We start from the raw sequence: 23,777 nt of genomic DNA on the forward strand, positions 1-23,777 counted from the left end.
TCATGCAGATAGACGCAGTCGTTGCGCCCCTGTTGCTTCAATTCAACAGGCCTTCGCATGCGCAAAAGGGGCGCGCAGTTTCTGCGCACCCCTTTTTTATTGTGGAGAACGCCTGACTAAGAGCGAAGGCGGTTCGCCAGATCGTTCATGGAGAAGGGAAAGACAATGGTGTTGGTCCTGTCGCCGGCGATGTCCTGGAGCGAGTTGAGATAACGTAACTCCATGGCGCCGGGCGATGTGGCGAGCACCTGCGCGGCTTCGGAAAGTTTCGCCGCCGCCTGAAATTCGCCTTCCGCGAGGATGACTTTCGAGCGCCGTTCGCGTTCGGCTTCGGCCTGACGGGCGATGGCCCGGATCATGGACTGGTCAACATCCACATGCTTGATCTCCACATTGGAGACCTTGATGCCCCAGGCCTCGGTCTGGGTGTCGAGGATTTCCTGAATGTCCTTGTTGAGCTTGTCGCGCTCCTGCAGCATTTCATCGAGATCATGCTTGCCGAGAACGGAGCGCAGCGTGGTCTGGGCGAGCTGGCTCGTCGCCGCCATATAATTCTCCACCTGCACTACCGCGCGAACCGCATCGACGACACGGTAATAGATGACTGCGTTCACCTTTACCGAGACGTTATCCTGCGAAATGACATCCTGCGTCGGCACGTCGTGAACCAGCGTGCGCATGTCCACCTTGCGCATGGTCTGGATGATCGGGATCAGCAGAATGAGGCCGGGACCTGCGGCTTTCCGGCCGACGCGGCCAAGGGTGAAGATGACCCCGCGCTCATATTCTTTGAGGATTTTGATGATGCTGGTGACGATGACGAATGCAAACGCCAGCAACGGGATGAGAAAACCTATTCCGCCCATGGGGGCCTCCTTGTTTATCGTTCTATTGGCGCGGCTGCGCCCGCATTGCGCTAGGGCGCGTTCTTTTTAACGTGAAGCAATAATCCGTTGACGGAGAGAATAGTCACGGGGTCGCCGGGCTTGAGGTCATCTTTAGAGACTGCACGCCACAACTCACCACCAGCTGAAACATATCCTTTTCCGTCCGCCCATTCGGTGACATCCGCACGGTTGACGTTCATGGCTTCTCCGACGCGGAAGGGCGTTTTCCAGCGCATGAAGAGAAGACCGTAAATTTTTGCGGCCGCGACAGCGGCGAAACCGCCGACGACCATAATGACGATGAATCTTAACGGATCGTCTGGAAGCCCTGTTACCTCAAACATCCGTTCACGCCTCTTTTGGCTGCATCGCTGAGAGCAGACCGGAAGCCTTGGCCTGTTTGACCACCAGGACAAGTCCGTCGACTTCGACGACGCGGATCTTGTCGCCGGGGGCAAGGGGTTTGTCCGACCGCGCGCGCCAGCGCTCGCCCTCTACGATCACCCACCCGTCCTTGCCGTTCCATTCGTCGACCAGGCCTTCGCGCTTGCGGATCGCCTCTGCGCCGATCATGGGGCCGTGTCCGCGCGAACCGACAATGGCGAAGAGGATGAGGCCGAGAAATGCCCCTGCAATCACGAGAATGGTTCCGATAACGCTTGCGGAGACACGGAAGCCTTCGGGGAAGACGACAAACATGCCGAACCCAAAGACGGCGAGCCCAGCGAGGCCGACCAGTCCCAAGGTCGGCGTATAGGCTTCAATCAGGATCATCACCGCGCCGACCGCCATCAGGGCGAGGCCAAGCGAATTGAACGGCAGAACCTGAAAGGCGTAGAAGCCGAGCAGGAGACACAAAACGCCGACAACGCCAGGGAAGATCGAACCCGGATTCCACATTTCGATGATGATGCCTGTCGTCGCCAGCGACATCAGGATCACCGCCACATTGGGGTCGGCGACAAAGTGAAGGATGCGCTCCACAAGGGTTGGCTCAGCGCGTTCAAGGCGGACATTGTCCGTGTTCAGCGTTTTCTCGCCGGAGGCGACTGTTACTGTGCGGCCGTTCATCTGGGTCATCAGGTCGTCAATGTCGGTGGCGATAAGGTCGATGACGCCGAGCTCCAGCGCCTCATTGGCCGTAATGGAAGCGGCGTCGCGGACAGCGCTTTCAGCCCAGTCGGCGTTGCGGTCGCGTTCTTCGGCGAGCGCGCGGATATAGGCGACGGCGTCATTAATTGCTTTGGAGCGCAGCGCGTCGTCGTTGGAAAGAGTGCGATCGGCGTCGCGAATTGTGTCGGGCGCGGCCTCTCGCGTGTCGTCGGTCTCTTCGGCTTCAGCGCCGCCTTCGGTGGCGATAGGGTTGGTTGTCTTATCCGTTCCTTCCGCCGGCGCTTTATCGTCAAGCGGATTGTCTTCAGACGGAGCGCCGCCGATTTCAACTGGTGTCGCCGCGCCGGTGTTTGTCGCGGGCGCCATGGCCGAAACGTGGGCCGAATACATGATGTAAAGACCAGCGCTCGCCGAGCGTGCGCCTTGCGGCGAAACATACGTCGCCACCGGCGTATCGGATGCAAGGATCGCCTTGATGATGGTTTTCATGGAATCCATGAGCCCGCCGGGCGTATCGATTTCGATGATGACGATTTCGCGCCCAGCATCTGAGGCGGCCTTGATCTCGCGTTCAAGATATTGTGCGGCAGGAGGCGTCACGGCGCCGTTGAGGGTGAGGATGACGCCGGTGCGGGCGTTATTAGCGGGCGCTTGCGCGAAGGCGCTGAAACACGCCATCGCCGCTGCAAGCGCAAAAATTGCGGAAAATCCCCAAAGCCGTTTTAATCGCGTCATCTCGCCCTCGCCCCTGACGTGCATCTATAAAGATAAGCTCGCGCGGGAGAGATTCAACGGAAAAGAACTTTTCCCATAGTTTCAAAATGATACGGGAACGCGCAAAGGGCGCGCCTAATAGGCCGCAATCTCGACTTCGTAGCCTTCCTTGCGGAGATTCTCGATGATGCGGTTCAAGTGCTCTTGCCCCTGGGTGTCGATGGTGACGTCCATGCAGGTCATCTTGGCGGGCAGGTCTGAATAGGTGCGGTGGTGCCCCACATCGATAACGTTGCCGTCATTCTCGGCGATGATCGAGGCCACGCGAACAAGTTGTCCCGGCATATCGAGAAGCTGAACGCGAAGCCGTGCAAGTCGGCCGGAACGCGCAAGGTCGCGCATGATGATCATCGACAACAGTCGTGCATCGATGTTGCCGCCGCATAGAACAAGCCCGATAGTCTTGCCTTTGAAGCGCGAGGGGTCGGCAAGGATGGCCGCGAGCCCGGCGGCGCCGGCGCCTTCTACCAGAAGCTTCTGATCCATGATCAGCATCGACAGGGCGCGCTCGAGGATGCGTTCCTCGACCAGCACGATATCATCCACATTTTCGCGAACGATCTGGCGGGTCAGGGCGCCGGCCTCTTTCACGGCAATCCCTTCGGCGAGGGTTGAGCCCCCGGTGTTGCGCTTGCCGCCGTCAATGGCGTTCGCCATGGATGGAAACAGCGCCGCCTGAACGCCGATGATTTCTGTTTTGGGCGACAAATCCTTGATCGCGAGGGCCATCCCTGCGATCAGGCCGCCGCCGCCAATCGGAACGATCATGCAATTAAAATCAGGTCCGTCCTCAATCATCTCAAGGGCGACGGTGCCTTGCCCTGCGATGACGTCGGCGTCGTCAAAAGGGTGAACGAAAACCAGTCCGCGCTCTTTTTCGATTGCCGCGGCGGCGGCTTTCGCCTCGTCGAAATCGTGGCCGGTCAACACCACTTCGGCGCCAAGTTCACGGGTCTGGCGGACTTTGACGTCGGGCGTCGTCACCGGCATGACGATGACGGCGGGAACGCCTAGCGCTTGCGCATTGCGGGCGAGCCCTTGGGCGTGATTGCCGGCCGATGCGGCGATGACGCCGCGCTTGTGGTCAGCCTCGGAAAGCAGCAACAGTTTGTTGAGCGCGCCGCGTTCCTTGAAGGCGCCTGTATATTGCAGGTTTTCAAGCTTCAGATAGATGTCGGCGCCCGTGATCGCCGAAAGCTTGCGCGCATGGACGAGCGGCGTGCGCTTAATCCGGCCGGCGATCCGTTCGGCGGCGGCGCGAACATCATCAGCGGTGGGAAGGCGGGCGGCGTCCATGGTCAATCTCGGTTTCGAGGTCTGAAAAAAACGGGCCAGTCTTTCGCGCCCGCAGCAAGCGCTGACTTTTGGCGCAAATGGTCAAGAAGGTCCATATTCGCGGTGGAAAATAATCATGGCCGGGCGATTTATCGAAGATAACCGTATTGGTTAGCGCCGCGATGGTGGTTCTCGCCGGTCCCGGCGGCTATATCTCGGACGCGGCGGTTGGCCGGGCGAGCTAAGGGGAGAAATGATGCGGCGTGTGTTCGGTGCGGTGATGATGGTTGCGGTGTTTTCCGTGAACGCAGGGGCCTCGGGCCAAGGAGATTTCTTCGCCACGATGCAAAAAGTCATGACCGACCGGGCGAATTTGTGCCAGGGCGCGTTGATCCTTCAGGCGACGAAAGAGCGGGAGCGGGTGGCGGATGAATATAAAACCGCCGCTTCTTATTATGCGCTTGTCGCCACCTCGATGGCGGGATTTCAACTCTCGCAAGATGTGTTTGCAGGGAAGGGTATGTCCCGGTGGAAGCTTCGCTCTATCGCCAGAAAATGCGCATCCTATATGCCCTCAGGGTTGGATTTTTCTCTCGGCGCCGTTTCCGGGTATCCTGCTAATGACTATCTGCGTGCTGAAGCCTGTGCGGCAACCTTGAATTACGGGGCCGCCTTACTGGAAGAGTATGAGAGGCTGGAGCAGAACAGCAGGACAGAGACCGTTAAAAAATCTCTTACTGAAATCCGTGGCCGGTTGAATGTCTACGCCCGTGTTCGGCGGGAATCGCTTAGTCTTCCTGCAGGCTCCACGCTTCCCTACGCCAATGGCGACGCGTATTTGAAAGAAAAGCATGGCCAATTATATGCGACCAATCAGGACGTTGAAGACTGTCGTGAGGTCGGGCAGAAGATTCTCATTTCCATGCCCGATCCAAACGCAAAATAACTTTGCAGGCGAACGCCTTTGACCGATCCTATACCCGCGGCCTACCGTCCTGATCCCGCCTTTGAAACATTTGAAGGCGCTCCCTTTTACGACGTTGTCCAGGCGGCGGCGTTTTCAGATCATATTGTGCGCTTCCGCAACCAGCGCTGGGCGGAACAGGTTGGCCTCGGAGGGATGTCGCATGATGATTGGATCGCCCATTATGGCCGGTTTGAACCGCTGCCCGGCAACTTGAAGACGCCTTTGGCCATTCGTTATCACGGCCATCAGTTCCGCACTTATAATCCCGATATTGGCGATGGCCGCGGGTTTTTGTTTGCGCAACTGCGCGACGGCGACGGGCGGCTTCTTGATCTTGGCACAAAAGGCTCCGGTCAGACGCCTTATTCGCGCTTTGGCGACGGGCGCCTGACGCTGAAGGGGGGCGTTCGTGAGGTGCTGGCGACGGAAATGCTCGAAGCGCTCGGCGTTTACACCTCCAAGAGCTTCAGCCTTATCGAAACAGGCGAGAAACTTTATCGTGAGGATGAGCCATCGCCCGCGCGGTCATCTGTCTTGGTGCGGCTTTCTCATTCCCATATTCGCTTCGGCGCCTTCCAGCGTCTTGCCTATGAGAAGGATGCGGAGGCGATCGCTGCGCTGGTGGATTACTGCGTTGAGCATTTTTACCCCTCGCTGCTTCATGAAATGGGTGAGGAACGGGTCGCCGCTTTTTTCCGGCGCGTTGTTCAGCACACGGCGCAGCTTGTCGCGCAATGGATGTCTGCGGGTTTTGTTCATGGCGTTTTGAACACCGACAACATGAATGTAACGGGCGAGAGTTTTGACTATGGTCCGTGGCGATTTGCGCCGGTCGCCGACCCTTCCTTCACGGCGGCGTATTTCGATCAGACGGGACTTTATGCTTTTGGCCGGCAGGCTGAGGCGGTCGCCTGGAACCTTGCACAGCTCGGCGGGGCGTTATCGCTCTTGGCGCCGGCGGATGCGCTGAATGAAGCCTTGCAAAGCTTTTCCGACGCCTATGAAGAGGCGATGGCGGAGGCATTTTTTGCACGCCTCGGATTGAAGCGATCAGGCGAAGGGGACTTTGCTTTTGTCGCCGATTTCCTGAGATGGATGACCGAGACTGGCGCGCCCTATGAGCGGGTTTTCTTCGACTGGTTCTGCGGTTCAGCCTCGGCGGAGCGAGCGGCGCAGAGCCCGGCCGCCGAGCTTTATGACCAGGAAAAATTCAAAAGCATTCGCAACGCGCTCACTTCCGCGACGCCGGAAAGTCCGGAGCGGCTGGACCATGATTATTTTAGAGGCGCCAAGCCTTGCACCATGCTGATCGATGAGGTCGAAAAGATCTGGGCGCCGATCGCCGAAAATGACGACTGGGCGCCCTTCGAGGCCAAGATAGAGGAAATCAGCCGAATGCGTGAGGCGTTCGGCTTTGAGGCGAACCGGTTTATTCCTTGATCCGGGCGGGCTCGCGCTGGACGCTGCGCTCAATAAGGCAAACTGCTGCGATAAGGGCGTTGGTCCCGATAAATCCGAAAATCAGCCATTCGACGAGGCTGAGATCGGTGAGATAGCTTGCTACGATGTCTAAAGCCATGGGGCTCTCCTCCCTGAGACATGGACAAATGTTCATCTGGAGAAGTGAAAATTTTGCCTAGTTTTTCAGGGGTCTTGGCTAATTCAGGGTAACCGTCCAAAGGCCTGATTTCGCGATATTTCCCGCCAATCGCCTTGCCCGCGCTTGTTTCCAAACCGGTTTTTTCCAGTTAACATCCCCTTAACGCCGGGCCGGGAGGGGCTCGCCCGGCCTGCTTGGGGAGTCGTGAGGGTCGATGACGTCTGAAGTCGTGTTGATGAACCGTCAGGCGGTGGCGATGGCGGCGGATAGCGCCGTGACCATCTCTGGCGACCGTTATCTCAAAACCTATAATTCGGCGGACAAGCTGTTTCCGCTGGTCGATGGCCAGCCGATCGCGGTGATGATCTATAACAACGCCGAAATTATGTCGACGCCCTGGGAGACGGTGATCTCTCTCTATCGCGAGCAATCGCGGGGGCGCTCACTGGAGACAGTTGCGGCCTATGCCGAGGACTTCATGGAGTTCCTTTCCGGCAATCCCGATATCTTTCCCGCTGACCATCAGGATACAGAATATTTCAAGGTCGTGGCCGTCGTTTATACGGTGCTTGCGGAAGAGTTCGACTATCAGGTCCAGAAATTCCAGCAGACTCATCCAGGCGGAGTGCGTGATCATATCTCTTCCATTTTCGAGTTTGTGGTTGGGGAGATGCATGCCGATTATCAGCGCTGCCCCGACGATTCGCCGCGCGGCGATCTGGGCTGTTTTCCAAAAGGCATGGGCGAGCAGGTGCGCCGCCGCTATGGCGGAGAGGTTGACCAACTGATCATGAGCCTGACGGGCTCCTTGAAAAACGAATATCCGGGCTTGTCGATCAGTGAAGAAACCCTTGGACGGTTGCGGGAAATCGCAGTCTTTGCGGTCACCAAGGATGCGTTTTTCGAGCACTATACGGGCGTTGTTTTCGCGGGCTTCGGCTCTAAGGAAAAGTTTCCCTCCATGCGCTCCTATCTTGCGTCTTCGGTGGTGCTGGGCATTCTCAAGCGCAAGCAGGACCGGCGGGCCGATATCGGCGCGGATTCGGGCCCTGTGTTTCAACCTTTCGCTCAGGACCGCATGATCCGGACCTTCCTGACAGGCATGGACCAGTATTTGCGGATGTTTATCTATTCCGAGACGCTGAAACTGTCGCGCGGGCTTGTCGCCGATATTGTGGGGCGCACGCCAAACTTAAGCGAGGCGCAAAAGACCACCATCTTCCGCGATTACTCAAACAACAATCTAGCCGGCGCGGTGAACGAGTTTTTCAACTCGGTCGATAATTATCAGTATGCAGTGCATACGCGGCCGATTCTGCGTGCGATCAACACGCTGCCGAAGAAAGAGCTTGGCGAGACGGCGTCCTCGTTAATCAAGCTCAACTCTTTCCAGCAGAAAGTCATGCATTCGGTTGAAACTGTGGGCGGTCCCATTGATGTCGCCGTCATCACCCGCAATGGCGGGCTCGAATGGAAACGCGAGAAGCCTGAGCTTTAGGGGTTAAATAATGACCGACAGACTGAACCAAATCTGGAGCGGATTTACCGAAACGACGACCCGCCAATTGACGGGTCGGGGCGTCGAAAACATCCCGGTTCCTCATCGCACCGACTATTCTCCCGTTGATGCGGGCGCATTGCCCGAAGATTTTTCGACACCGGCGGCGGCGGCGTTTTCTGCTTTGCGGGAGAATCTGGCGAAGAAAGAGAAACTGTTTTCGCCCAAGAAGAAAAACGCTAAGGGCGACGCCGCTCTACCGAGCGAGGCGGAGGATTTCGTTGCGGCGACGGCTTTTTCCGCCTCGGGCGATGATTTGATCCGCGGGCTTCGCGCGACCGCTTTACGTGTTGAGCGCCCGGAGCTTGATTACAACGTCTTTCTCTCCTCGAAGGAAGGCAAGGCGCATTTCAAAAAGCACAAGCGTAAGAAACTCTTCGGCCTCTTTTAATCGCAAGATGACGACGGCTTATCGCGATGCGGCTTGAAGCGACGGGCGCGCTTCCCATGTTTTTAACGCGACAGGGAGGCGACACGATGATCGTAACCACCACAGATTCCGCGCCTGGCCGCGAAGTGTCGGACAGCCTTGGGGTTGTCGCAGGCGAAGCGATTTTGGGCGTCAATATTTTCCGCGATCTTTTCGCCGGGATCACCGACATTCTTGGCGGGCGTTCGCAAGGCTATCAAAAGGCGCTCAGGGAAGCGCGCGATCACGCCATGCGCGATATGGAGGAAGAGGCGGCGCGCCTTGGAGCGCATGCCGTTATCGGCGTCGATATCGACTATGAAGCCATGGACACCCAGAAAGGCGCCATGTTGCTGGTTTCCTGCAACGGCACCGCGGTGATCTTGCGGTAAGCGTCCTACAAAAAAGGCTTCGCTTTAAGCGAAGCCTTTTTGATTACTGAAAGTGAAGGTTGTTAGTGGCCTTCGGGTTCCGGGTTGGCGTCGCCAGGGCCTTCAACAGGCTCGTTTTCAAGCACTTCTTCGGCAGTGTCGATTTCGGGCGCGGCCGGCGCGGGGAACGCAACCGGCGTGTCATCAAGTGTTGAGAGATAAGCTAGAATATCAGCGCGTTGCTCGTCTTTGGCGAAGCGCTGCACCATGGCGGTGCCTGGAATATATTCCTGCGAATTCTTCAGATACGCGTCGAGGCGGTCATAGGACCAGGCGCCGCCGGCTTCCTGCAGCGCGCTCGTATAGTTGAAGCCGGCATGGCTCGCGAGTTCGCGGCCGACAACGCCCCAGAGATTAGGGCCTGTGCCGTTAGCGCCGCCTTTGTCGAAGGTGTGGCAGGACTTGCAGAGCGCCGCCCGGCGCTCGCCGCCGGCTGCGCTGGCATTGGCGAGCAGCGTGCCGAGATCGACTTTCGGCGCAGCTTCAACGGGGCCGGCGCTCGCGCCGAGGTCAAGTTCGCCGCCATAGGCCAGATGCAGTTCGCCCCCATGGCCGCCATGATGACCGCCGCCGATCAGCGCCTTCGTCAGCTGTGGCAGGCCGAAGACCAAAAGCGCAGCGGTGAGGAGCGCCGCAGCGAGCTTGTTCCCAAAAAGCGGATCTTTCATGTGTCGTCCCGGTAGGTTGGCCCGGCGCAAAGCGGGCGGGAATGCCAGATAAAGCCGGGCGGGTTCTAACGGCCTTCTCCGCGGCGCGCAATGCGGCTTTGGCGCACGGCCCGCGCGGCCTTTTCGCGCGGGGGATGCGGCCCTGCGATTGCCCTTAAGGCCTTGTTTGTGCATAAGCCCCGACGGCCCTGAAGGGGTTTGGAAGAACGGACAGGAACGCGCCATGACCGACGCCGCGGCAGGACAGAAGAAACGCATCGCCTATCAGGGCGAGCCGGGGGCTTTTTCAGAGCTCGCCTGCCGCCGCTATGCGCCCGATTACGAGCCCTTGCCCTGCGGCGCTTTTGACGAGGCGGTCGAGGCGGTGGCCGAAGGGCGGGCAGAGCGGGCCATGCTGCCCGTGGAAAACTCCCTTGCCGGCCGGGTCGGGGACATCCACCACCTTCTGCCGCGCGCGGGCCTCCATATCATCGCCGAGCACTTCCTCCCCGTTGAGCACCATCTGATGGCGAAGCCCGGGGCGAAGTTCGAGGATATCAAGATTGCGCGCTCCCACCCGGTGGCGCTCGCGCAAGTGCGGGAGTTTCTCCACGCTCACAATATCCGTCCCGAAACCGCCGGGGACACGGCGGGCGCCGCACGCCGCCTTGCCGAGTCAAACCACATGGATGAGGCGGTGGTCGCCTCTGTTCTGGCGGCGGAGCTTTACGGCCTCAATATCCTGAAGGGGAATATTGAGGATGCGCCTCACAATACGACGCGCTTCCTTGAGATGGCGCATGAGCCCATGGACGCCTCGCCTGATGACGGCCCGGTGGTGACGAGCTTCATCTTTGAGGTACGGAACATTCCGGCGGCGCTCTATAAAGCGCTTGGCGGTTTCGCGACCAATGGCGTCAACATGACCAAGCTCGAAAGCTATCAGCTTGGCGGATCGTTCTCCGCGACCATGTTTTACGCTGATGTCGAAGGCCACCCGAGCCACGAGCCCGTGCGCCTTGCGCTTGAGGAATTGAGCTTCTTTTCGTCGTCGCTGAAAATTTTGGGCGTCTATAAAAAAGGCCGTGAGCGCGGGGAATAGCCGCTATTCCTTCACCCAGCGTTCCAGCAATTGCCGGGCGATAGTGAATTTGGGCGGGACATTGAAGTCGCGGGTTTCGTTATTGAGGACGGCGATCACGTCGGCCTTGTCGCACCAGCGCGCTTCTGCAAGCTCCTCCATATCGAGATTGATTTCGCGCCCTTCGGCCTCGGCGATAAAGCCCATCATCAAAGAACAGGTGAAGGGCCATGGTTGCGAGAACTGGTAACGGACATCGTCGATGACGACGCCCGCTTCTTCGAACAACTCGCGGCGTGCGCATTCTTCCGGCGTTTCGCCGGCCTCGACGAAACCGGCGAGCGCAGAGACAAAGCCTGGCGGGAACTGATGTCCGCGGCCTAGCAGGCAGGCGTTGTCATGAATAGCGAGCATGATGGCGACCGGATTGATGCGCGGGAAATGTTCTTCCTCGCATCGGGTGCAGCGGCTCTTGGCGCCGCCCGCTTCAAGCCGCGTTTCTCCGCCGCAATTGCCGCAAAATCTATGTTTCCTGCGCCATTCGAAATACCAGCGGCCTTGCCCGATAATGGCGAGGTCGTCGCGTGTTAAAACCCCGGCGGCGATGCGAAGTTGAACATAGTCGCCAATATCAGCAAAGGGCGCCGTCTCCGCGCTCTCGGCGGCGGAGACATCGACGGCGAAATAGGCGCGCTCGTCTTTCATTCCCAAAAGAATGACTGGCGCATCTTTTGGAAATTGCGACAGCGCGCCGACGGAAAGAAACGCGGGGCTTCCATCCGTCATCAACGGGTCGCCGCGCCATAATGGGATGACAAGGCTTTTTGGGTCTGCGAGGCGCGCGTTGAAAAACGCCTCCTGATCCTTTTCGATATTGACGCGCGACAGGGGGCTGTTCGCAAACCAGTTCGGATTGGTTCCGTGTTTCATGGGCGTGTTTGTCGCCCGCCCGCGGCCCCTGCGCAAGCTTCATGCGCTGTGGAATTACACCTTCGGGCGCAGGAAAAAGCCAATGGCGCTGCGGTGAATGAAGAGAATAATCAACGCGCAAACCCAGCTGACGCATGCCGCATAGAAAAGCGCCGGGGAAAATTCTGTCGGCGCGCCGTTCACCCACTCTGTCGGCGTCTCGATGCCGAGCGGCGTAAACAGGTGAAAGGTGATTGCGCCGCTCATGATGCCAATGGCGACAAGGGCGCCGAGAAACTGCGCCGGCGCAACCAGCGCCTTGCGGTTCATGAGAAGAAACAGCACCGGCAGACCGATCAACAGTATAGACGATAACAATTCGCCAAGCCCGATGATCCAGGGACCTGCCGGATAAAACAGCCCGATGCCGGACCATTCCTTCAGCGTTGAGAAGATATGCTGCGGCGTTGGGTGACCGGTGAATTTGAAGCGCAGCGAGTCGAGAAAGATCGCCGAAATGAAGAGCCCGCCGGCCCAGGGGAAAAGTGAGATGAGTTTTTTCATGGGTTCGCCCCCCCGTTGATGCGTGCCATGCCCCGGCGACGCCGTTCTGATCTGAATGCTGAAGCGCCATCTATCACAAGCGTCCGGTCACGCGGGATCACGAAGCGGCCCCCTTGCATTCACGAAGCCGAGCGCAGATATAGGCTCCCGGAAGACTGGCGGACGTAGCTCTCGCCAACCTGGTCAGGTCCGGAAGGAAGCAGCCACAACGAGTTTCAGCCGCGGGTCGTTCAGTCTTCCACCCTGATTTTCATGACATTTTAAGCCTGTACGACAGAATCTCCCGCGGTAGGGTGTATTTTCTGTGTTCTATTATTGACATAATGTAAAACATATCTAACATTATGTTGCATTATATAAACAGGAGAGACAGCCATGTCGTTCAGGGAAATCAGTTCGTGGATCGTGCTCGCGGCCATGGTCTGGGTGTTCGGCTGCTATGCGCTTGCACTCCGCGAAGCTGAAAACTTCGGCGCCGGGACGACGGGAATGATGCTTGGAACCATTATCGGCTTCGTGGTGATCGTGGTCGTCGCGCATGTCATTGTCGCCATCTTCGCAGTGCGGACTGGCGATGAGGCCGCCGATGAGCGCGACCGGCGGATCTCGTTGCGGTCGGACGAACTCGCGGGCTACGTGCTCGGCGCCTGGACCTTCGCCGCCCTCGCGGTGGCGCTCTTCAAGGGCTACTACCTTATCGCGAACATTCTCTTTCTTGGCCTTGCCGCGTCTGAGATCGCCAAGAATGCCTATCAGGTGTTCCTTTATCGCCGGAGCGCCTGACCCGGATGGGGAAAACGCCTGTCACCAACCGCATTCGTGTTTTGCGCGCTGAACATGGCGATATCAGCCAGGGCGATCTCGCCGCGCGCATTGGCATGACCCGCCAGACCGTCGCCGCCATCGAAAAGGGCAAATACGCGCCCTCGCTGGAGGCGGCGTTCCGCATCGCCGCGGTCTTCGGCGTTCCCTTCAGCGATGTCTTTCAGTACGAACCGGACGCCGACGCCGCCTTTTTGAAGCTCCAGAAAAATGCGGTGAAAAAGGACGGTTGAGAAGCGCGGCCCGCACCGCCATATTCGCTGGCGGGGGGTATGGCTGGAGCGTAATGGCGGAACAGGAAACAGATAGCGGGAAAAGCGGCGGCGCCTATCAGGTGCTGGCGCGCAAATACCGTCCGCAAAATTTCGATGATCTGATCGGCCATGGCCCCATGGTGAAGACGCTGAAAAACGCCTTCGCCGCTAACCGTATCGCCCATGCTTATATTCTGACTGGCGTGCGCGGGGTCGGGAAAACCACAACGGCGCGCATTCTCGCCCGCGCCCTGAATTATGTGGGCCCCAATGGCGAAGACAATGGCCCGCAGATCGACATGGCGGAGAACGGGCTTCACTGCAAAGCCATCGCTGAAAGCCGCCACCCGGATGTCATGGAAATGGACGCCGCCTCGCGCACGGGCGTCGGCGATATTCGCGAGTTGATTGAGGGCGTGCGCTACGCCCCGGTTGAGGCGCGCTACAAGGTCTACATCATCGATGAGGTTCACATGCTCTCGACGGCGGCGTTCAATGCGCTGTTGAAGACGCTCGAAGAACCGCCGCCCCATGTGAAGTTTATCTTCGCGACGACGGAGATCAGAAAGTTGCCCGTCACGGTGCTGTCGCGCTGTCAGCGTTTCGATCTGCGCCGCATTGATCCGGAAGTCTTGACCGACCACCTCGCCAGCATCGCCGAACAGGAAAAGGTGAAGGTCGATCGCGATGGTTTGTGGATGATCGCGCGCGCGGCCGAAGGCTCGGTCCGTGATGCGCTCTCCATCCTCGATCAGGCGATTGTTCAGCATGCTGCGCAAGGAGAAGAAATCGTCAGCGCTGACATGATCCGCGATATGCTGGGTCTTGCGGACCGTTCCTCGGTCTGGGCGCTCTTGGAAGCGGCGATGAAGGGCGACGCCAAAACCGCGCTCGAAAACTTCCGGTCGCAATATGCTGCAGGCGCGGAACCGGCGCAGATTTTGCGCGACCTCCTTGACCTCACGCATTTGCTGACACGGATCAAGGCTGCGGGCCCGACCGCCGCGTCACATGGGCCCGCAGGTGAGGCGGATGCAGAGCGCGCCAAAGCCATGGCGACAGGGCTGGAAATGAATGCGCTCACGCGCGTCTGGTCGCTATTGATGAAGGGCCTCACGGAAACGCAAATGGCGCCGGATGCCGCCGCCTCGGGAGAGATGGCGCTGATCCGTCTGTGCTTCGCGGCGGATCTGCCGACGCCTGATGAGGCGCTCAAAGCCTTAAAAAAAAACAATAGCGACGGGGTAGGCTCGACGGCGCAATCATCTTCGCCGCAGCGGGCGCCCGCCAGCGCGCACCATCAAGAGTCGCCGCCGCAACACACCGCGCAGGTGATCGACATCAAGCCGTCCATGTCGCAACGGCCTGCGGACGGAGGTCCGTGGCTTCGCGCGTTTGATGATGTGGTTAAACTCGCGGGCCGCATGCGCGACGCAAAGCTCCGCACCGAGCTTGAGTCCTATGTTCACATCGTGTCGTTCCGCGAAGGCAAGATCGAGCTTCGACTTCACAATGATGCGCCGCGCGATCTCGCCAACCGGCTGACCCTGCGTCTGAAAGAATGGACAGGAAAGCCATGGGTCATCTCGGTTACTTCGGAGCATGAAGGTGAGGAGACGGTGCGCGACGCGCGTACGCGCGAAGTGATGGCCCATCCCATGGTGCAAAAGGCGCTGGAACTATTTCCCGACGCCAAAGTGACGGCGATCCGCGAGGCCGACACAATTGTCGCCCCCGTAACTGACGAAGACGAAGAAGACGCGCCTATCGACCCCGATGACGATGCGGTGGCCGATGCGATAGCGGCGCGCAAAGAGACAGGAAAAGCGTAATGGATTTGAACGAGATCATGAAGCAGGCCGGCCAGATGCAGGCCAAGATGCAGGAAATGCAGGAAAAACTCGCCTACATTGAGGCGACGGGTGAGGCCGGCGCCGGCATGGTGAAAGTGGTGCTGAACGGCAAGGGCTATGCGAAGGCCGTCGCCATCGAGCGTTCCCTGATGAAGGAAGACGACGCCGAAATCCTCGAAGACCTCATCGCCGCCGCGATCAACGACGCGAAAGCGAAACTCGAAAAACAGACCGAAGATCAGATGAAAAAAATGACCGCGGGGTTGCCGCTGCCGCCGGGCATGAAGCTGCCGTTTTAAACCACTCCCCGGTCATCCCGTTTCTGCGAAGCAGCGCTGACGCGCCGCATCGCGTACGGGAGATCGGCTAGGTTTATGCGGTCTCATCTTTCTTTGCGCCGAAGATAAGCAGCCACAGCGCCGCGCTGATCTCGCCAAAGGAAGAAGGCATTGAGGCGATGTCGTAAGCCATCGTGCCCTTATAGGCGGGAAAGAGCATCGGCCCGAAATCATTGGCGATATAGCCAAGCCCGCCGAGCACCAACAGCAGGCCGAGAAGACGCGGAATATAGCGGGTTTTCAGAACCAGCATGCCAAAGGGGATCAGCCACAAGCCCCAGAAAATTTCCGCCATGCTCGTATAGGCTGAATAGGCGTTCAGCATCTCCGCAACCGCCGCCGGACGTTCGCTGGCGGCAAGCGCTGCGAAATCGCCCGACCCGCGCGCAATGTCGAGCACTTCAACCTTTTGCGCCATGGCTATGTAAGAAATCGGCACGCTCGCCGCGACGAGCACCAGCATGATCAGCGACAAAGACGGCGCGCGCGAGGAGAACAGGCGGTATAAAAACACGCCGACAATTGCGAACAGCGCATAGCAGACAAGTTCCGTCACCACGCTCGCGCTGTAAAAGAATGTCGCCTCGCTAATCGCGTTATAAACGGCTTGCGGATCGTCGGAAGAAAGTCCCAGCTTTTTTGGCGCATAGGCGAGCCCGAAAATGCCGGTAATCACAAGGCTCACATAGGCGGCGCCGGCGAGCCGGCCGAGCGTTGCATTCGATGTTTCCGGCGCTGCGACCATGGTTCTCTCCTCTGCATATTCCAAACAATTTCTAGGCAGTATTTGGGATGATGGGCGCGGCGGCAAGGCCTTTGCCGGCAGACCGGTAGGAATGCCGGAGGGATCAATCCTGCGCGAGGGCAAATCGATGGCTTGCCAGTTCATGGCGGAAGGCAGCATAACCACCTTTTGTGATTGCCTTGTGAAAGCGTCCTCATGCCCGCCGCCACCATCGGTCCCGAGTTACAGCGCCTGATTGACCTCCTTGCAAAGATGCCGGGCTTGGGGCCGCGCTCGGCCAAACGCGCTGCGCTTTATCTTTTGAAAAAACGCGATCCGGTGATGCGCCCGCTCGCCTTCGCCCTCGACGATGCGGCCAACAAAGTGAAGGCGTGTTCGGTCTGCGGCAACTGGGATTCGATCGACCCCTGCGCCGTCTGCGCCGACGTTGACCGCGACAGTTCCATTCTCTGCGTGGTTCAGGATGTGGGCGATCTCTGGGCGCTCGAACGCGCCGGGGCGCATAAGGGCCGCTATCATGTGCTGGGCGCGTTGCTCTCGCCGCTCGACGGAATTGGCCCAGACGACTTGAATCTGGGTTCGCTCATTGCGCGGGCGAAAGACGGGCTGATCAGTGAAATCATCCTCGCGCTCCCGGCGACCGTCGACGGTCAGACGACGGCGCATTATCTGACCGAGCATCTCGAAACCTCCGGGCTTGCCGTCACGCGGCTTTCCCAGGGCGTACCTGTCGGGGGTGAGCTTGATTATCTCGACGAGGGAACGCTGGCGGCGGCGATGAAATCAAGAAGGCCTTTTTAGGCCGCTTTGATCTGCGGGAGCTTGAACCCGCATTCATGCGCCGCGCGGCGCGCGCAAATGGCGAAGGCGGCGAAGGCGATCATTGCCGGAACCGGAATCGCGTGGGGCCCCGGCGTTAGCACCGGCAGGAACCACAAGGCGATCAGCGCCTGTTTTTCAAAAGGCAGCCAGCCTTTTTCCATGGCGCGTTTTGCAAGAATGATCAGCGCCGGGATGAAGATGGGCGCTTCATAATAAAACGCATAAGGCGTCGCCAGCGCAGCGGCGGGGATGAGCGTGAAAAGACGCGTCTCCCATGCGTCGCTCCGTCGCCACACCATGAAAACAAAGACGGCGAGCGCTAGACTGGCCGCGGCTTGTACGGCGAAGGCGAGCGATGACAGCGCACCAAGGGTCATGAAAAACCCATAAGGCGTAATCAGCTTGTGATCGGGAAAGATCAATTCGCTCATGCGCTCGCCATGGGCGGTGATGGCGTCGAAAAAGGCGAGCCATGTGTCGGCGCCAAAGAACAGAACGCTAAGACCCGCCATCAACACGCCCGTCACCGCCGCTGCGCCAAAAGCGCGCCAGCATCCGGCGGCGGCGTAGGCGACCGGGATGAGAAGACCAAGCTGCGGTTTGAAGGTGAGTAGCCCGGCCGCGATCCCTGCGATTAGGGGGCGCCGGTCGGCATGTCCCGCCGCGAGCGTCAGAAGCGCCGCCGTCAAAAATCCGGTCTGACCGGTGATCCATCCCTGATAGGCGGCGGCTGAGGCGAAGCCGACAATTAGCGGCAAGCGCGCGCGCCACAGACTTCTGATTACGCCGGCGGCGAACCCTGCGGTTGCTGCGCCCCATGCGGCAAGCGCTGCAGGATATGGCAAGGCGGCAAGCGGGGCGACCAGGAAATAGATTGTCGGCGGGTATTGCCAGAACAGCGAGAACTGTCCGTAGGTGGGAAAGGCGGCGCCGAGCCGCTCATTCAACACGCCGGGCTGATAAAGCGCGCCCGGCCCTTCGGCGAAAAGGGTTTTGGCCGCCATCCAGAAGACAGTGAAATCGCCGCCGATCACGGCGATGCCGGGCAGGACAAAGTTCTCAGATTCGAGCGCGCCTCGGATGATAATGGTCGCGTAAAGCGCAAAAGCGAATAGCGAGACCAGCAGGATCGTCCTCGGCGAAGGAGCGCCAAAAAGCGCATAGAGGATTGGGTAGCGCTCGGCGAAGCCGCCGGGCGGGCATATGCGCTCCTCTGCATGAGGAGGGGCGGAGCTGGCGGCCTCTGTGGTCATGACCCATTCCGTTTACCTCTGGGAAATAAAGAAAGGTTTAGTTTAGGGCCGGTTAACCGACTGCTTTGAAGAGCGCTTTTCCATGACGCCCAGCCAGAACAATACAAGTGACGCCCCTCCGGGCCTGCGCCCGCGCGCCGAAACCGCGCCCGCGCTCCTGTCGATTGTCTGCCCGGCTTTTAACGAGGCGGAAAACATCATTCCATTTCACAAGGCGGTGGCGAAAGTCATGCGCCATATCGCGCAGTCTTTTGAGGTCGTGTTCGTCAATGACGGCAGCCGCGATGATACGATCCTGAAAATGCGCGAATTGCGCGAGGCTCATGCCAACACGACGATCATCGATCTCAGCCGCAATTTCGGTAAGGAAGTGGCGGTCTCCGCCGGTCTCGACCATGCGCGCGGCGACGCCGTGGTCATTATCGACGCTGATCTTCAGCATCCGCCGCAGGTGATCGAAGAGATGATCGCCGGCTGGCGCGAAGGCTATGACGTTGTCTATGGACAGCGTAGAGGCCGCGAAGATGAAGGCTTTCTGCGCCGCGCCACGGCGACCGCGTTTTACCGCGTCATGAACAGCATCGGGCGCTCTCCCATTCCGCCCAATGCAGGCGACTTTCGCCTCATGAGTCGGCGGGCGGCGGATGCGGTGCGTTCCGTTCGCGAGCATCACCGTTTTATGAAAGGCGTTTTCGCCTGGGTCGGCTTTCCCGCCAAGGCGGTGCCATTCGACGTGGAAACGCGCTATGCCGGGGCGTCTAAGTGGAGCTTCTGGAAGCTCTGGAATTTCTCGATTGAAGGCGTCACGTCGCACACATTGGCGCCGCTAAAAATCTCCACCTATATCGGAACCGCCGTTGCGGCGCTTTCTTTTGTGTACGGAGCTTTTGTGGTTGCGAAAGCGGCGATGGTGGGCGATCCGGCGCCGGGCTTTCCGACGCTCGCCGCGCTGGTCCTGTTTCTCGGCGGATTGCAGCTCATGGTGCTGGGTGTGATGGGCGAGTATCTCGGCCGGATATTCAATGAAACAAAGCAACGCCCGCTTTATTTTACAACGAGCATTGAAGCCTCTACCGTCGAAGCGTCATCACAAAACATCGCCGGCCCGGTGTCGGTCTCGTCCGTCGCCTAGGCGACAAGTCCCTTATTCTTTGTAGAAAAGCTGTAGTCGCGTAAGTCCAGCGGGCAGTCGTGCAGGACGCGGCATGCGCACAAGCCGAATGCGGCGAAGGCGATCAGCGCTGAGATGGGCAACCAGTCCGGCCCTGGCGTAAAGGCTGGCAAAATCCACAAAGCCATCAGGCCCTGTTTTTCAAAACGGAGCCAGCCGCGCTCAATTCCGCATTTGGCGAGCATGATCATCGCCGCGAAAAAAATCGGCGCCTCATAATAAAAGACATATGGCGCCGCCAGCGGAGTTGCTGCGGCCAGTGCGATCAGCCGGGTCTCCCATGACAGGCTTTTTCGCCAGACGCCAAAAACAAACGCTGCAAGAGCGAGCGCCACGAGCCCCTGAATGAAAATCGCCAGGCCCGCCGGCGTCCCCAATGTGGTGAGAAAGCCGTAAGGGGTGATCAGTTTGTATTGGGGGAAGCTGGACAGGCTCAAGCGTGCGCCCTGGGCGCCCATGGCTTCAAAAAAACCAACCCAGCTCTCAACGCCAAAGAAGACAACGCTCAAGCCTGCGAGGAGGATGGCGGTGACCGCCGCCGCGCCAAAGGCGCGCCAGCATCCGGCGGCGGCGTAAGCGACAGGGATCAAAAGGCCAAGCTGCGGCTTCACCGTCAACAGTCCGGCCGCAATGCCTGCGATAACAGGCCGCCGGTCCGCCCAGCCCGCGGCCAAGGTCACCAGGGCCGCGGTCAGAAACCCCGTTTGTCCTGTAATCCACGCCTGCCATGCGGCGGCTGAAGCGAAAGCCACGAGTAGAGGGGTTCTGCTCCGCCAAAGAATGGCAAGAGCACCGCCGGCGGCGCTGGTGGTGACCGCCATCCAGCCGCAAAGCGCTGCGGGGTAAGACAGGAACGCTAGCGGCGCCACAATGAAATAGAATGTGGGCGGGTATTGCCAGAAAAGCATGACGTCCCGGCTCAACGGAAAGGCCGCTTCAAGCCGTGTATTCAGTGTGTCCGGTTGGTAGAGCGCGAGCGGGCCGTCGGCGAGGAGGGTCTTGGCCGCGATCCAGAACGTCGTGAAATCGCCGCCGACCACCGCGATGTCGGATATGACGAAATCCTTCGATGCAAGCACGGTCCGGGCGAAGGTCGCGCCATAGAGCAAGAGCGCGACAGCGCTCGCGGCCCATAGGACTTTCAGGCCGGGATTGGTCGCAAGCCCATACAGCAAGGGATAGCGCGCCGCGAAGCTTCCGGATGGCGCGCTGGGCGCGTCGCCGGGCGAGGGCGCAGGGCTGGCGGTCTCTACGGTCATAACGGCTTTCCGTTTACCTCTGGGAAATAAAGAAAGGTTTAGTTTGGAACTGGTTAACCAACCTTTTGGAAAGCGCCCGCCTCATGCTGCCAGCCCCGAACGACGTCATCGATCCGGACACAGGCGTTACGCCGCGCCCGCAAACGGCCCCGGCGCTTTTGTCCATTGTCTGCCCTGCCTATAACGAGGCGGATACGATCGTCGCCTTTCACAAGGCCGTGTCGAAAACTATGCGCCGCCTTGCCCAGCCTTTTGAGATCGTCTTCGTAAATGACGGCAGCCTCGACCTCACCCTTCTCAAGATGCGTGAGTTGCGGAATATTCATCCCAACACGACGATTGTGGATATGAGCCGCAATTTCGGAAAAGAGATTGCGCTCACCGCCGGGCTTGATCATGCGCGCGGAGACGCCGTCGTTGTGATGGACGCCGATCTTCAGGATCCGCCATATGTGATCGAAGACATGATTGCCGGGTGGCGCAAGGGATATGACGTCGTATACGGACAAAGGTTGACGCGCGCCGGCGAAAGCTGGCTGAAAAAGGCGACCGCCGCCGCGTTCTATCGGATGATGCGTCATGTCGGTCCAACCCCTATTCCGGAGAATGTCGGTGACTTTCGACTGATGAGCCGCAAGGTGGTTGACGCCGTCTGCACCTTGCGCGAGCAGCATCGATTTATGAAAGGTGTTTTCGCCTGGGCCGGGTTTCCTTCGACGACCGTTCAATATGATCGTGCGTCCCGTGAAGCAGGAACGACGAAATGGAATTACTGGAAGCTCTGGAATCTCTCGCTTGAAGGAATGACATCATCGACGCTGGCGCCGCTGAAGCTTTCCTCCTATCTGGGGTTTGTTGTCGCCGGTTTCGCATTTTTGCTGGGCGTCTTTTACATTGTGAAAAAACTTATTTTCGGCGATCCGGTGCAGGGATTTGCAACGCTCGCCGCGCTCACGCTGTTTCTTGGCGGCGTGCAGTTGATGGTGCTCGGCGTGATGGGGGAATATCTCGGCCGGGTCTTCAACGAGACGAAACAGCGCCCGCTCTATTTCACCAATGCGGTCGAGGCGTCTTCCGTTGAAGCGGCTACAGGTGACATGGCCACAGATGAGGCGGGCGCCGCAAGCTCTACCGGACGGTCCGTGGCGTGACTTCATATCCCGAGAAAGTAAAACAACACGGGCGCGGGCTCATCCTTTTCGGCATTGTGGGCGTCGCCAACACGATCGTCGATTTCAGCGTTTACAGCGCCGGTGTGTTGTTGGGGATTCCCCCGGCGATCGCCAATATTCTCGCCTTCGGCGTCACCAATCCCTTCAGCTATGTGGTCAATTCTCGGGTGACATTCCGGGGGGTGAACGGCCCGGCGGCGCTGTCGCTTCGGGGGTATGGCAAATTCTGCGCCGCCCATCTTTTATCTCTGGCGATTTCCACAGGGCTGGTTTTCTGGCTCGCGCCTCTTATCGGGCCTTTCCTCGCCAAATTTTCCGCCATCGCGGTCACCGTTTTCATCAATTATTTCGCGAGCGCGATGCTGGTCTTCAAGGCTGGGGAAGAAGCGCCGGTAAAAGAGGCCGAATCGCCCTAAAAATGGGCGATGATCTACGCTTTTCTCAAAGATGCAGGACTGCCGCCGGACGCCGCCGCCTTCTGGGTGGTCCTTGGGTTGTGTGCCGCCGCGGTCTTTTTCGCCGTTCAGTCCTGGCGCGCGGGCAAGAACGCCAATGCCCGGCGCAGCGAGCTTGAAGACGCGCGTATCCGCCTCGCCAAAGCGGAAGAACAACTCAGCGCTTTTGATGCGGTTCGTGACGAACTGGATCACGTCAAACAACAAAGAGAAGATCTGCAAAGCGATGTTGCGGTAAGCCGCGCCACCATCGCAGAGCGTGAACGCGCGCTCGCCGAATTGAAAACCCGGATGGAAACGGAATTCAAGGCGACGACAGCACAGCTTCTGGAAGGTGCTAATGAGGCGTTTCTGAAACGCGCAGCGGAAACATTCCAGCGCTATAGCGAGAAGGCGCAGAGCGAAGGCGAAAAACGCAGCAAGGCGCTTGATGATTTGCTCAAGCCCGTCAGCGAGACCCTCACCCGCTATGAAAAAGGCCTTGCGGAAATGCGTAACGAGCAGAACAAGTCTCGTGGCGAGTTGGCGAGCCAGATCGGCGAGCTGACAAAACAAACCCATGATGTTCGCGCTGAAGCGCAAAAACTCGCGGCGGCCTTGCGCGCGGGCCCGAAAACAAGAGGCCGCTGGGGCGAAGAACAGCTGCGCAATGTGGTCGAGATTGCGGGTATGGCGGCCTATGTGGATTTTGTCGAACAGGCGAGCCATGACGACGCTGAACAGCGCCGCAAACAACCCGATATGGTGGTGCGCCTGCCCGGCGGACGTGTCGTCGCCGTCGATTCCAAGGTTTCCCTTGGGGCTTATCTCGACGCGATCGATGCTGAGGCGGATGATGCGCGCGCGGCGCATCTTGCGCGCCATGCGGACGACCTCTGGAAGCATGTGAAGAGCCTGTCGGCGAAGGAATATGCTGCGTCGCTGAAGGATTCGCTGGATTACGTTGTCATGTTCGTGCCGGGTGAAAATTATTTCTCCGCTGCGCTCGAAGCGCGCCCACAGCTTTATCAGGACGCTTTCGACCGCAAGATTCTCATAGCATCGCCGACGATCCTGATAGCGATGTTGAAATCGGCGGCGCTTAACTGGCGTCAGGAAAAAATGACGGAGAATGCACAAGCGGTCGCGGCTATGGCGAAGGACTTGTATGACAGCTTGTCGGTCATGAGCAGAAATCTTGGCGGGGTCGGAAAGGCGCTGTCGACCGCCATCGGCAAATACAATTCTACGGTGGGCGGATTTGAATCCCGTGTTCTTTCCCGGGCCCGTAAATTCGCGGAATATGAAATTCCGGGCATTGAAACCGACATTGAAGCGCTTTCGCCTGTGGAAGAAACGCCGCGGCTTTTACGCGACGTCAGCGGCGATCTGTTCGAAGAGGACGATGGCGACAATTCTCAGGATGCCGCGTAAGCGCA

26 protein-coding genes and 1 other RNA gene are annotated in these 23,777 nt (G+C 59.0%); 16 read left to right on the forward strand and 11 right to left on the reverse strand.

Annotated elements, in window-relative coordinates:
• Positions 1-116 precede the first annotated feature (116 nt).
• From ACFOOP_RS05170 to ACFOOP_RS05185, 4 genes are all read right to left on the reverse strand, one after another.
• Complete coding sequence (locus tag ACFOOP_RS05170) at positions 117-866, reverse strand: slipin family protein (RefSeq protein WP_379879796.1); 750 nt, start codon at positions 864-866, stop codon at positions 117-119.
• Between the two features lie 50 nt (positions 867-916).
• A complete protein-coding gene (locus ACFOOP_RS05175; protein WP_379879797.1) occupies positions 917-1,231 on the reverse strand; it encodes an NfeD family protein in 315 nt (104 codons plus the stop codon).
• 4 nt (positions 1,232-1,235) lie between these two features.
• A complete protein-coding gene (locus tag ACFOOP_RS05180) occupies positions 1,236-2,735 on the reverse strand; it encodes an NfeD family protein (protein ID WP_379879798.1) in 1,500 nt (499 codons plus the stop codon).
• A gap of 114 nt (positions 2,736-2,849) precedes the next feature.
• Complete coding sequence (locus ACFOOP_RS05185) at positions 2,850-4,070, reverse strand: threonine ammonia-lyase (RefSeq protein ID WP_379879799.1); 1,221 nt, start codon at positions 4,068-4,070, stop codon at positions 2,850-2,852.
• A 232-nt stretch (positions 4,071-4,302) separates the two neighbouring features.
• Here ACFOOP_RS05185 and ACFOOP_RS05190 point away from each other — a divergent pair, with 232 nt between their 5' ends.
• Both ACFOOP_RS05190 and ACFOOP_RS05195 read left to right on the forward strand, forming a co-directional pair.
• The gene (locus ACFOOP_RS05190) at positions 4,303-4,995 is read left to right on the forward strand and encodes a hypothetical protein (RefSeq protein WP_379879800.1); all 693 of its coding nucleotides are present in this window, start codon (positions 4,303-4,305) and stop codon (positions 4,993-4,995) included.
• Positions 4,996-5,013: 18 nt separating this feature from the next.
• Positions 5,014-6,456 carry a protein adenylyltransferase SelO gene (locus ACFOOP_RS05195; protein WP_379879801.1) on the forward strand — a complete coding sequence of 481 codons (1,443 nt, stop codon included), beginning with the start codon at positions 5,014-5,016 and terminating at the stop codon, positions 6,454-6,456.
• Here ACFOOP_RS05195 and ACFOOP_RS05200 read toward each other — a convergent pair.
• Positions 6,446-6,595: a hypothetical protein gene (locus tag ACFOOP_RS05200; RefSeq protein WP_379879802.1), complete on the reverse strand. Its 150-nt coding sequence runs from the start codon at positions 6,593-6,595 to the stop codon at positions 6,446-6,448. The two genes, ACFOOP_RS05195 and ACFOOP_RS05200, sit on opposite strands and share 11 nt — an antisense overlap.
• A 235-nt stretch (positions 6,596-6,830) precedes the next feature.
• Here ACFOOP_RS05200 and ACFOOP_RS05205 point away from each other — a divergent pair, with 235 nt between their 5' ends.
• From ACFOOP_RS05205 to ACFOOP_RS05215, 3 genes are all read left to right on the forward strand, one after another.
• A complete protein-coding gene (locus ACFOOP_RS05205) occupies positions 6,831-8,114 on the forward strand; it encodes a hypothetical protein (protein WP_379879803.1) in 1,284 nt (427 codons plus the stop codon).
• A gap of 10 nt (positions 8,115-8,124) precedes the next feature.
• Positions 8,125-8,565: a hypothetical protein gene (locus ACFOOP_RS05210; protein ID WP_379879804.1), complete on the forward strand. Its 441-nt coding sequence runs from the start codon at positions 8,125-8,127 to the stop codon at positions 8,563-8,565.
• A gap of 86 nt (positions 8,566-8,651) precedes the next feature.
• Positions 8,652-8,975, forward strand: coding sequence for a YbjQ family protein (locus ACFOOP_RS05215; protein ID WP_379879805.1), 324 nt, complete (start codon positions 8,652-8,654; stop codon positions 8,973-8,975).
• 62 nt (positions 8,976-9,037) lie between these two features.
• Here the strand turns inward: ACFOOP_RS05215 and ACFOOP_RS05220 are convergent, their stop codons facing one another.
• Positions 9,038-9,682 (reverse strand): c-type cytochrome, encoded by a 645-nt coding sequence (locus ACFOOP_RS05220; RefSeq protein ID WP_379879806.1) that lies wholly within the window; start codon positions 9,680-9,682, stop codon positions 9,038-9,040.
• A 223-nt stretch (positions 9,683-9,905) separates the two neighbouring features.
• Between ACFOOP_RS05220 and ACFOOP_RS05225 the strand changes: the two genes are divergently transcribed.
• Complete coding sequence (locus ACFOOP_RS05225) at positions 9,906-10,763, forward strand: prephenate dehydratase (RefSeq protein WP_379879807.1); 858 nt, start codon at positions 9,906-9,908, stop codon at positions 10,761-10,763.
• Positions 10,764-10,766: 3 nt separating this feature from the next.
• Here ACFOOP_RS05225 and nudC read toward each other — a convergent pair whose 3' ends face one another.
• Both nudC and ACFOOP_RS05235 read right to left on the reverse strand, forming a co-directional pair.
• A complete protein-coding gene (nudC, locus tag ACFOOP_RS05230; protein WP_379879808.1) occupies positions 10,767-11,672 on the reverse strand; it encodes an NAD(+) diphosphatase in 906 nt (301 codons plus the stop codon).
• 54 nt (positions 11,673-11,726) lie between these two features.
• Complete coding sequence (locus tag ACFOOP_RS05235) at positions 11,727-12,215, reverse strand: hypothetical protein (protein ID WP_379879809.1); 489 nt, start codon at positions 12,213-12,215, stop codon at positions 11,727-11,729.
• Positions 12,216-12,361: 146 nt separating this feature from the next.
• On the opposite strand from ACFOOP_RS05235, the gene ffs reads away from it, so the two are divergent.
• The 5 genes from ffs to ACFOOP_RS05260 all read left to right on the forward strand — a co-directional run bounded on the left by ffs (position 12,362) and on the right by ACFOOP_RS05260 (position 15,443).
• Positions 12,362-12,461: signal recognition particle sRNA small type (ffs, locus tag ACFOOP_RS05240), an RNA gene on the forward strand.
• 129 nt (positions 12,462-12,590) lie between these two features.
• Entirely contained in the window at positions 12,591-12,998 is a 408-nt protein-coding gene (locus ACFOOP_RS05245; RefSeq protein WP_379879810.1) for a hypothetical protein, read from the forward strand.
• 5 nt (positions 12,999-13,003) lie between these two features.
• Positions 13,004-13,270: a helix-turn-helix transcriptional regulator gene (locus ACFOOP_RS05250; protein WP_379879811.1), complete on the forward strand. Its 267-nt coding sequence runs from the start codon at positions 13,004-13,006 to the stop codon at positions 13,268-13,270.
• Positions 13,271-13,323: 53 nt separating this feature from the next.
• Entirely contained in the window at positions 13,324-15,123 is a 1,800-nt protein-coding gene (locus ACFOOP_RS05255) for a DNA polymerase III subunit gamma/tau (RefSeq protein ID WP_379879812.1), read from the forward strand.
• Positions 15,123-15,443, forward strand: coding sequence for a YbaB/EbfC family nucleoid-associated protein (locus ACFOOP_RS05260; RefSeq protein ID WP_379879813.1), 321 nt, complete (start codon positions 15,123-15,125; stop codon positions 15,441-15,443). The genes ACFOOP_RS05255 and ACFOOP_RS05260 overlap by 1 nt, the downstream gene beginning before the upstream one ends.
• A gap of 73 nt (positions 15,444-15,516) precedes the next feature.
• Here the strand turns inward: ACFOOP_RS05260 and ACFOOP_RS05265 are convergent, their stop codons facing one another.
• Positions 15,517-16,227: a DUF4386 domain-containing protein gene (locus ACFOOP_RS05265; RefSeq protein ID WP_379879814.1), complete on the reverse strand. Its 711-nt coding sequence runs from the start codon at positions 16,225-16,227 to the stop codon at positions 15,517-15,519.
• Between the two features lie 195 nt (positions 16,228-16,422).
• Between ACFOOP_RS05265 and recR the strand changes: the two genes are divergently transcribed.
• Positions 16,423-17,028, forward strand: coding sequence for a recombination mediator RecR (gene recR / locus ACFOOP_RS05270; RefSeq protein ID WP_379879815.1), 606 nt, complete (start codon positions 16,423-16,425; stop codon positions 17,026-17,028).
• Here the strand turns inward: recR and ACFOOP_RS05275 are convergent.
• On the reverse strand, positions 17,025-18,302 hold the full coding sequence (locus ACFOOP_RS05275) for a glycosyltransferase family 87 protein (protein ID WP_379879816.1): 1,278 nt from the start codon (positions 18,300-18,302) through the stop codon (positions 17,025-17,027). The genes recR and ACFOOP_RS05275 overlap by 4 nt on opposite strands.
• 82 nt (positions 18,303-18,384) lie before the next feature.
• On the opposite strand from ACFOOP_RS05275, the gene ACFOOP_RS05280 reads away from it, so the two are divergent.
• Positions 18,385-19,434, forward strand: coding sequence for a glycosyltransferase family 2 protein (locus ACFOOP_RS05280; protein ID WP_379879817.1), 1,050 nt, complete (start codon positions 18,385-18,387; stop codon positions 19,432-19,434).
• Here the strand turns inward: ACFOOP_RS05280 and ACFOOP_RS05285 are convergent.
• Positions 19,431-20,732, reverse strand: a complete 1,302-nt coding sequence (locus ACFOOP_RS05285) for a glycosyltransferase family 87 protein (RefSeq protein WP_379879818.1) — start codon at positions 20,730-20,732, stop codon at positions 19,431-19,433. The genes ACFOOP_RS05280 and ACFOOP_RS05285 overlap by 4 nt on opposite strands.
• 83 nt (positions 20,733-20,815) lie before the next feature.
• Here ACFOOP_RS05285 and ACFOOP_RS05290 point away from each other — a divergent pair, with 83 nt between their 5' ends.
• The 3 genes from ACFOOP_RS05290 to ACFOOP_RS05300 are packed head-to-tail and all read left to right on the forward strand — an operon-like array spanning position 20,816 to position 23,772.
• A complete protein-coding gene (locus ACFOOP_RS05290) occupies positions 20,816-21,883 on the forward strand; it encodes a glycosyltransferase family 2 protein (protein WP_379879819.1) in 1,068 nt (355 codons plus the stop codon).
• Positions 21,880-22,320, forward strand: coding sequence for a GtrA family protein (locus ACFOOP_RS05295; RefSeq protein WP_379879820.1), 441 nt, complete (start codon positions 21,880-21,882; stop codon positions 22,318-22,320). The genes ACFOOP_RS05290 and ACFOOP_RS05295 overlap by 4 nt, the downstream gene beginning before the upstream one ends.
• A gap of 9 nt (positions 22,321-22,329) precedes the next feature.
• Positions 22,330-23,772 (forward strand): DNA recombination protein RmuC, encoded by a 1,443-nt coding sequence (locus ACFOOP_RS05300; protein ID WP_379879821.1) that lies wholly within the window; start codon positions 22,330-22,332, stop codon positions 23,770-23,772.
• Positions 23,773-23,777 lie beyond the last annotated feature (5 nt).

This window comes from Hyphococcus aureus (assembly GCF_042643165.1).
In the GTDB taxonomy this organism is placed as follows: Bacteria; Pseudomonadota; Alphaproteobacteria; order Caulobacterales; family Parvularculaceae; genus Hyphococcus; species Hyphococcus aureus.

Bases quoted from the DNA above. Each gene is read 5' to 3' on its own strand.
- recR (WP_379879815.1), top strand. From the start codon at position 16,423: ATGCCCGCCGCCACCATCGGTCCCGAGTTACAGCGCCTGATTGACCTC.
- ACFOOP_RS05180 (WP_379879798.1), bottom strand. From the start codon at position 2,735: ATGACGCGATTAAAACGGCTTTGGGGATTTTCCGCAATTTTTGCGCTT.
- ACFOOP_RS05210 (WP_379879804.1), top strand. From the start codon at position 8,125: ATGACCGACAGACTGAACCAAATCTGGAGCGGATTTACCGAAACGACG.
- ACFOOP_RS05275 (WP_379879816.1), bottom strand. From the start codon at position 18,302: ATGACCACAGAGGCCGCCAGCTCCGCCCCTCCTCATGCAGAGGAGCGC.
- ACFOOP_RS05260 (WP_379879813.1), top strand. From the start codon at position 15,123: ATGGATTTGAACGAGATCATGAAGCAGGCCGGCCAGATGCAGGCCAAG.
- ACFOOP_RS05300 (WP_379879821.1), top strand. From the start codon at position 22,330: ATGATCTACGCTTTTCTCAAAGATGCAGGACTGCCGCCGGACGCCGCC.
- ACFOOP_RS05225 (WP_379879807.1), top strand. From the start codon at position 9,906: ATGACCGACGCCGCGGCAGGACAGAAGAAACGCATCGCCTATCAGGGC.
- ACFOOP_RS05235 (WP_379879809.1), bottom strand. From the start codon at position 12,215: ATGAAAAAACTCATCTCACTTTTCCCCTGGGCCGGCGGGCTCTTCATT.
- ACFOOP_RS05170 (WP_379879796.1), bottom strand. From the start codon at position 866: ATGGGCGGAATAGGTTTTCTCATCCCGTTGCTGGCGTTTGCATTCGTC.
- ACFOOP_RS05280 (WP_379879817.1), top strand. From the start codon at position 18,385: ATGACGCCCAGCCAGAACAATACAAGTGACGCCCCTCCGGGCCTGCGC.
- ACFOOP_RS05285 (WP_379879818.1), bottom strand. From the start codon at position 20,732: ATGACCGTAGAGACCGCCAGCCCTGCGCCCTCGCCCGGCGACGCGCCC.
- ACFOOP_RS05250 (WP_379879811.1), top strand. From the start codon at position 13,004: ATGGGGAAAACGCCTGTCACCAACCGCATTCGTGTTTTGCGCGCTGAA.
- ACFOOP_RS05190 (WP_379879800.1), top strand. From the start codon at position 4,303: ATGATGCGGCGTGTGTTCGGTGCGGTGATGATGGTTGCGGTGTTTTCC.
- ACFOOP_RS05215 (WP_379879805.1), top strand. From the start codon at position 8,652: ATGATCGTAACCACCACAGATTCCGCGCCTGGCCGCGAAGTGTCGGAC.
- ACFOOP_RS05245 (WP_379879810.1), top strand. From the start codon at position 12,591: ATGTCGTTCAGGGAAATCAGTTCGTGGATCGTGCTCGCGGCCATGGTC.
- ACFOOP_RS05200 (WP_379879802.1), bottom strand. From the start codon at position 6,595: ATGGCTTTAGACATCGTAGCAAGCTATCTCACCGATCTCAGCCTCGTC.
- nudC (WP_379879808.1), bottom strand. From the start codon at position 11,672: ATGAAACACGGAACCAATCCGAACTGGTTTGCGAACAGCCCCCTGTCG.
- ACFOOP_RS05220 (WP_379879806.1), bottom strand. From the start codon at position 9,682: ATGAAAGATCCGCTTTTTGGGAACAAGCTCGCTGCGGCGCTCCTCACC.
- ACFOOP_RS05290 (WP_379879819.1), top strand. From the start codon at position 20,816: ATGCTGCCAGCCCCGAACGACGTCATCGATCCGGACACAGGCGTTACG.
- ACFOOP_RS05205 (WP_379879803.1), top strand. From the start codon at position 6,831: ATGACGTCTGAAGTCGTGTTGATGAACCGTCAGGCGGTGGCGATGGCG.
- ACFOOP_RS05265 (WP_379879814.1), bottom strand. From the start codon at position 16,227: ATGGTCGCAGCGCCGGAAACATCGAATGCAACGCTCGGCCGGCTCGCC.
- ACFOOP_RS05185 (WP_379879799.1), bottom strand. From the start codon at position 4,070: ATGGACGCCGCCCGCCTTCCCACCGCTGATGATGTTCGCGCCGCCGCC.
- ACFOOP_RS05255 (WP_379879812.1), top strand. From the start codon at position 13,324: ATGGCGGAACAGGAAACAGATAGCGGGAAAAGCGGCGGCGCCTATCAG.
- ACFOOP_RS05175 (WP_379879797.1), bottom strand. From the start codon at position 1,231: ATGTTTGAGGTAACAGGGCTTCCAGACGATCCGTTAAGATTCATCGTC.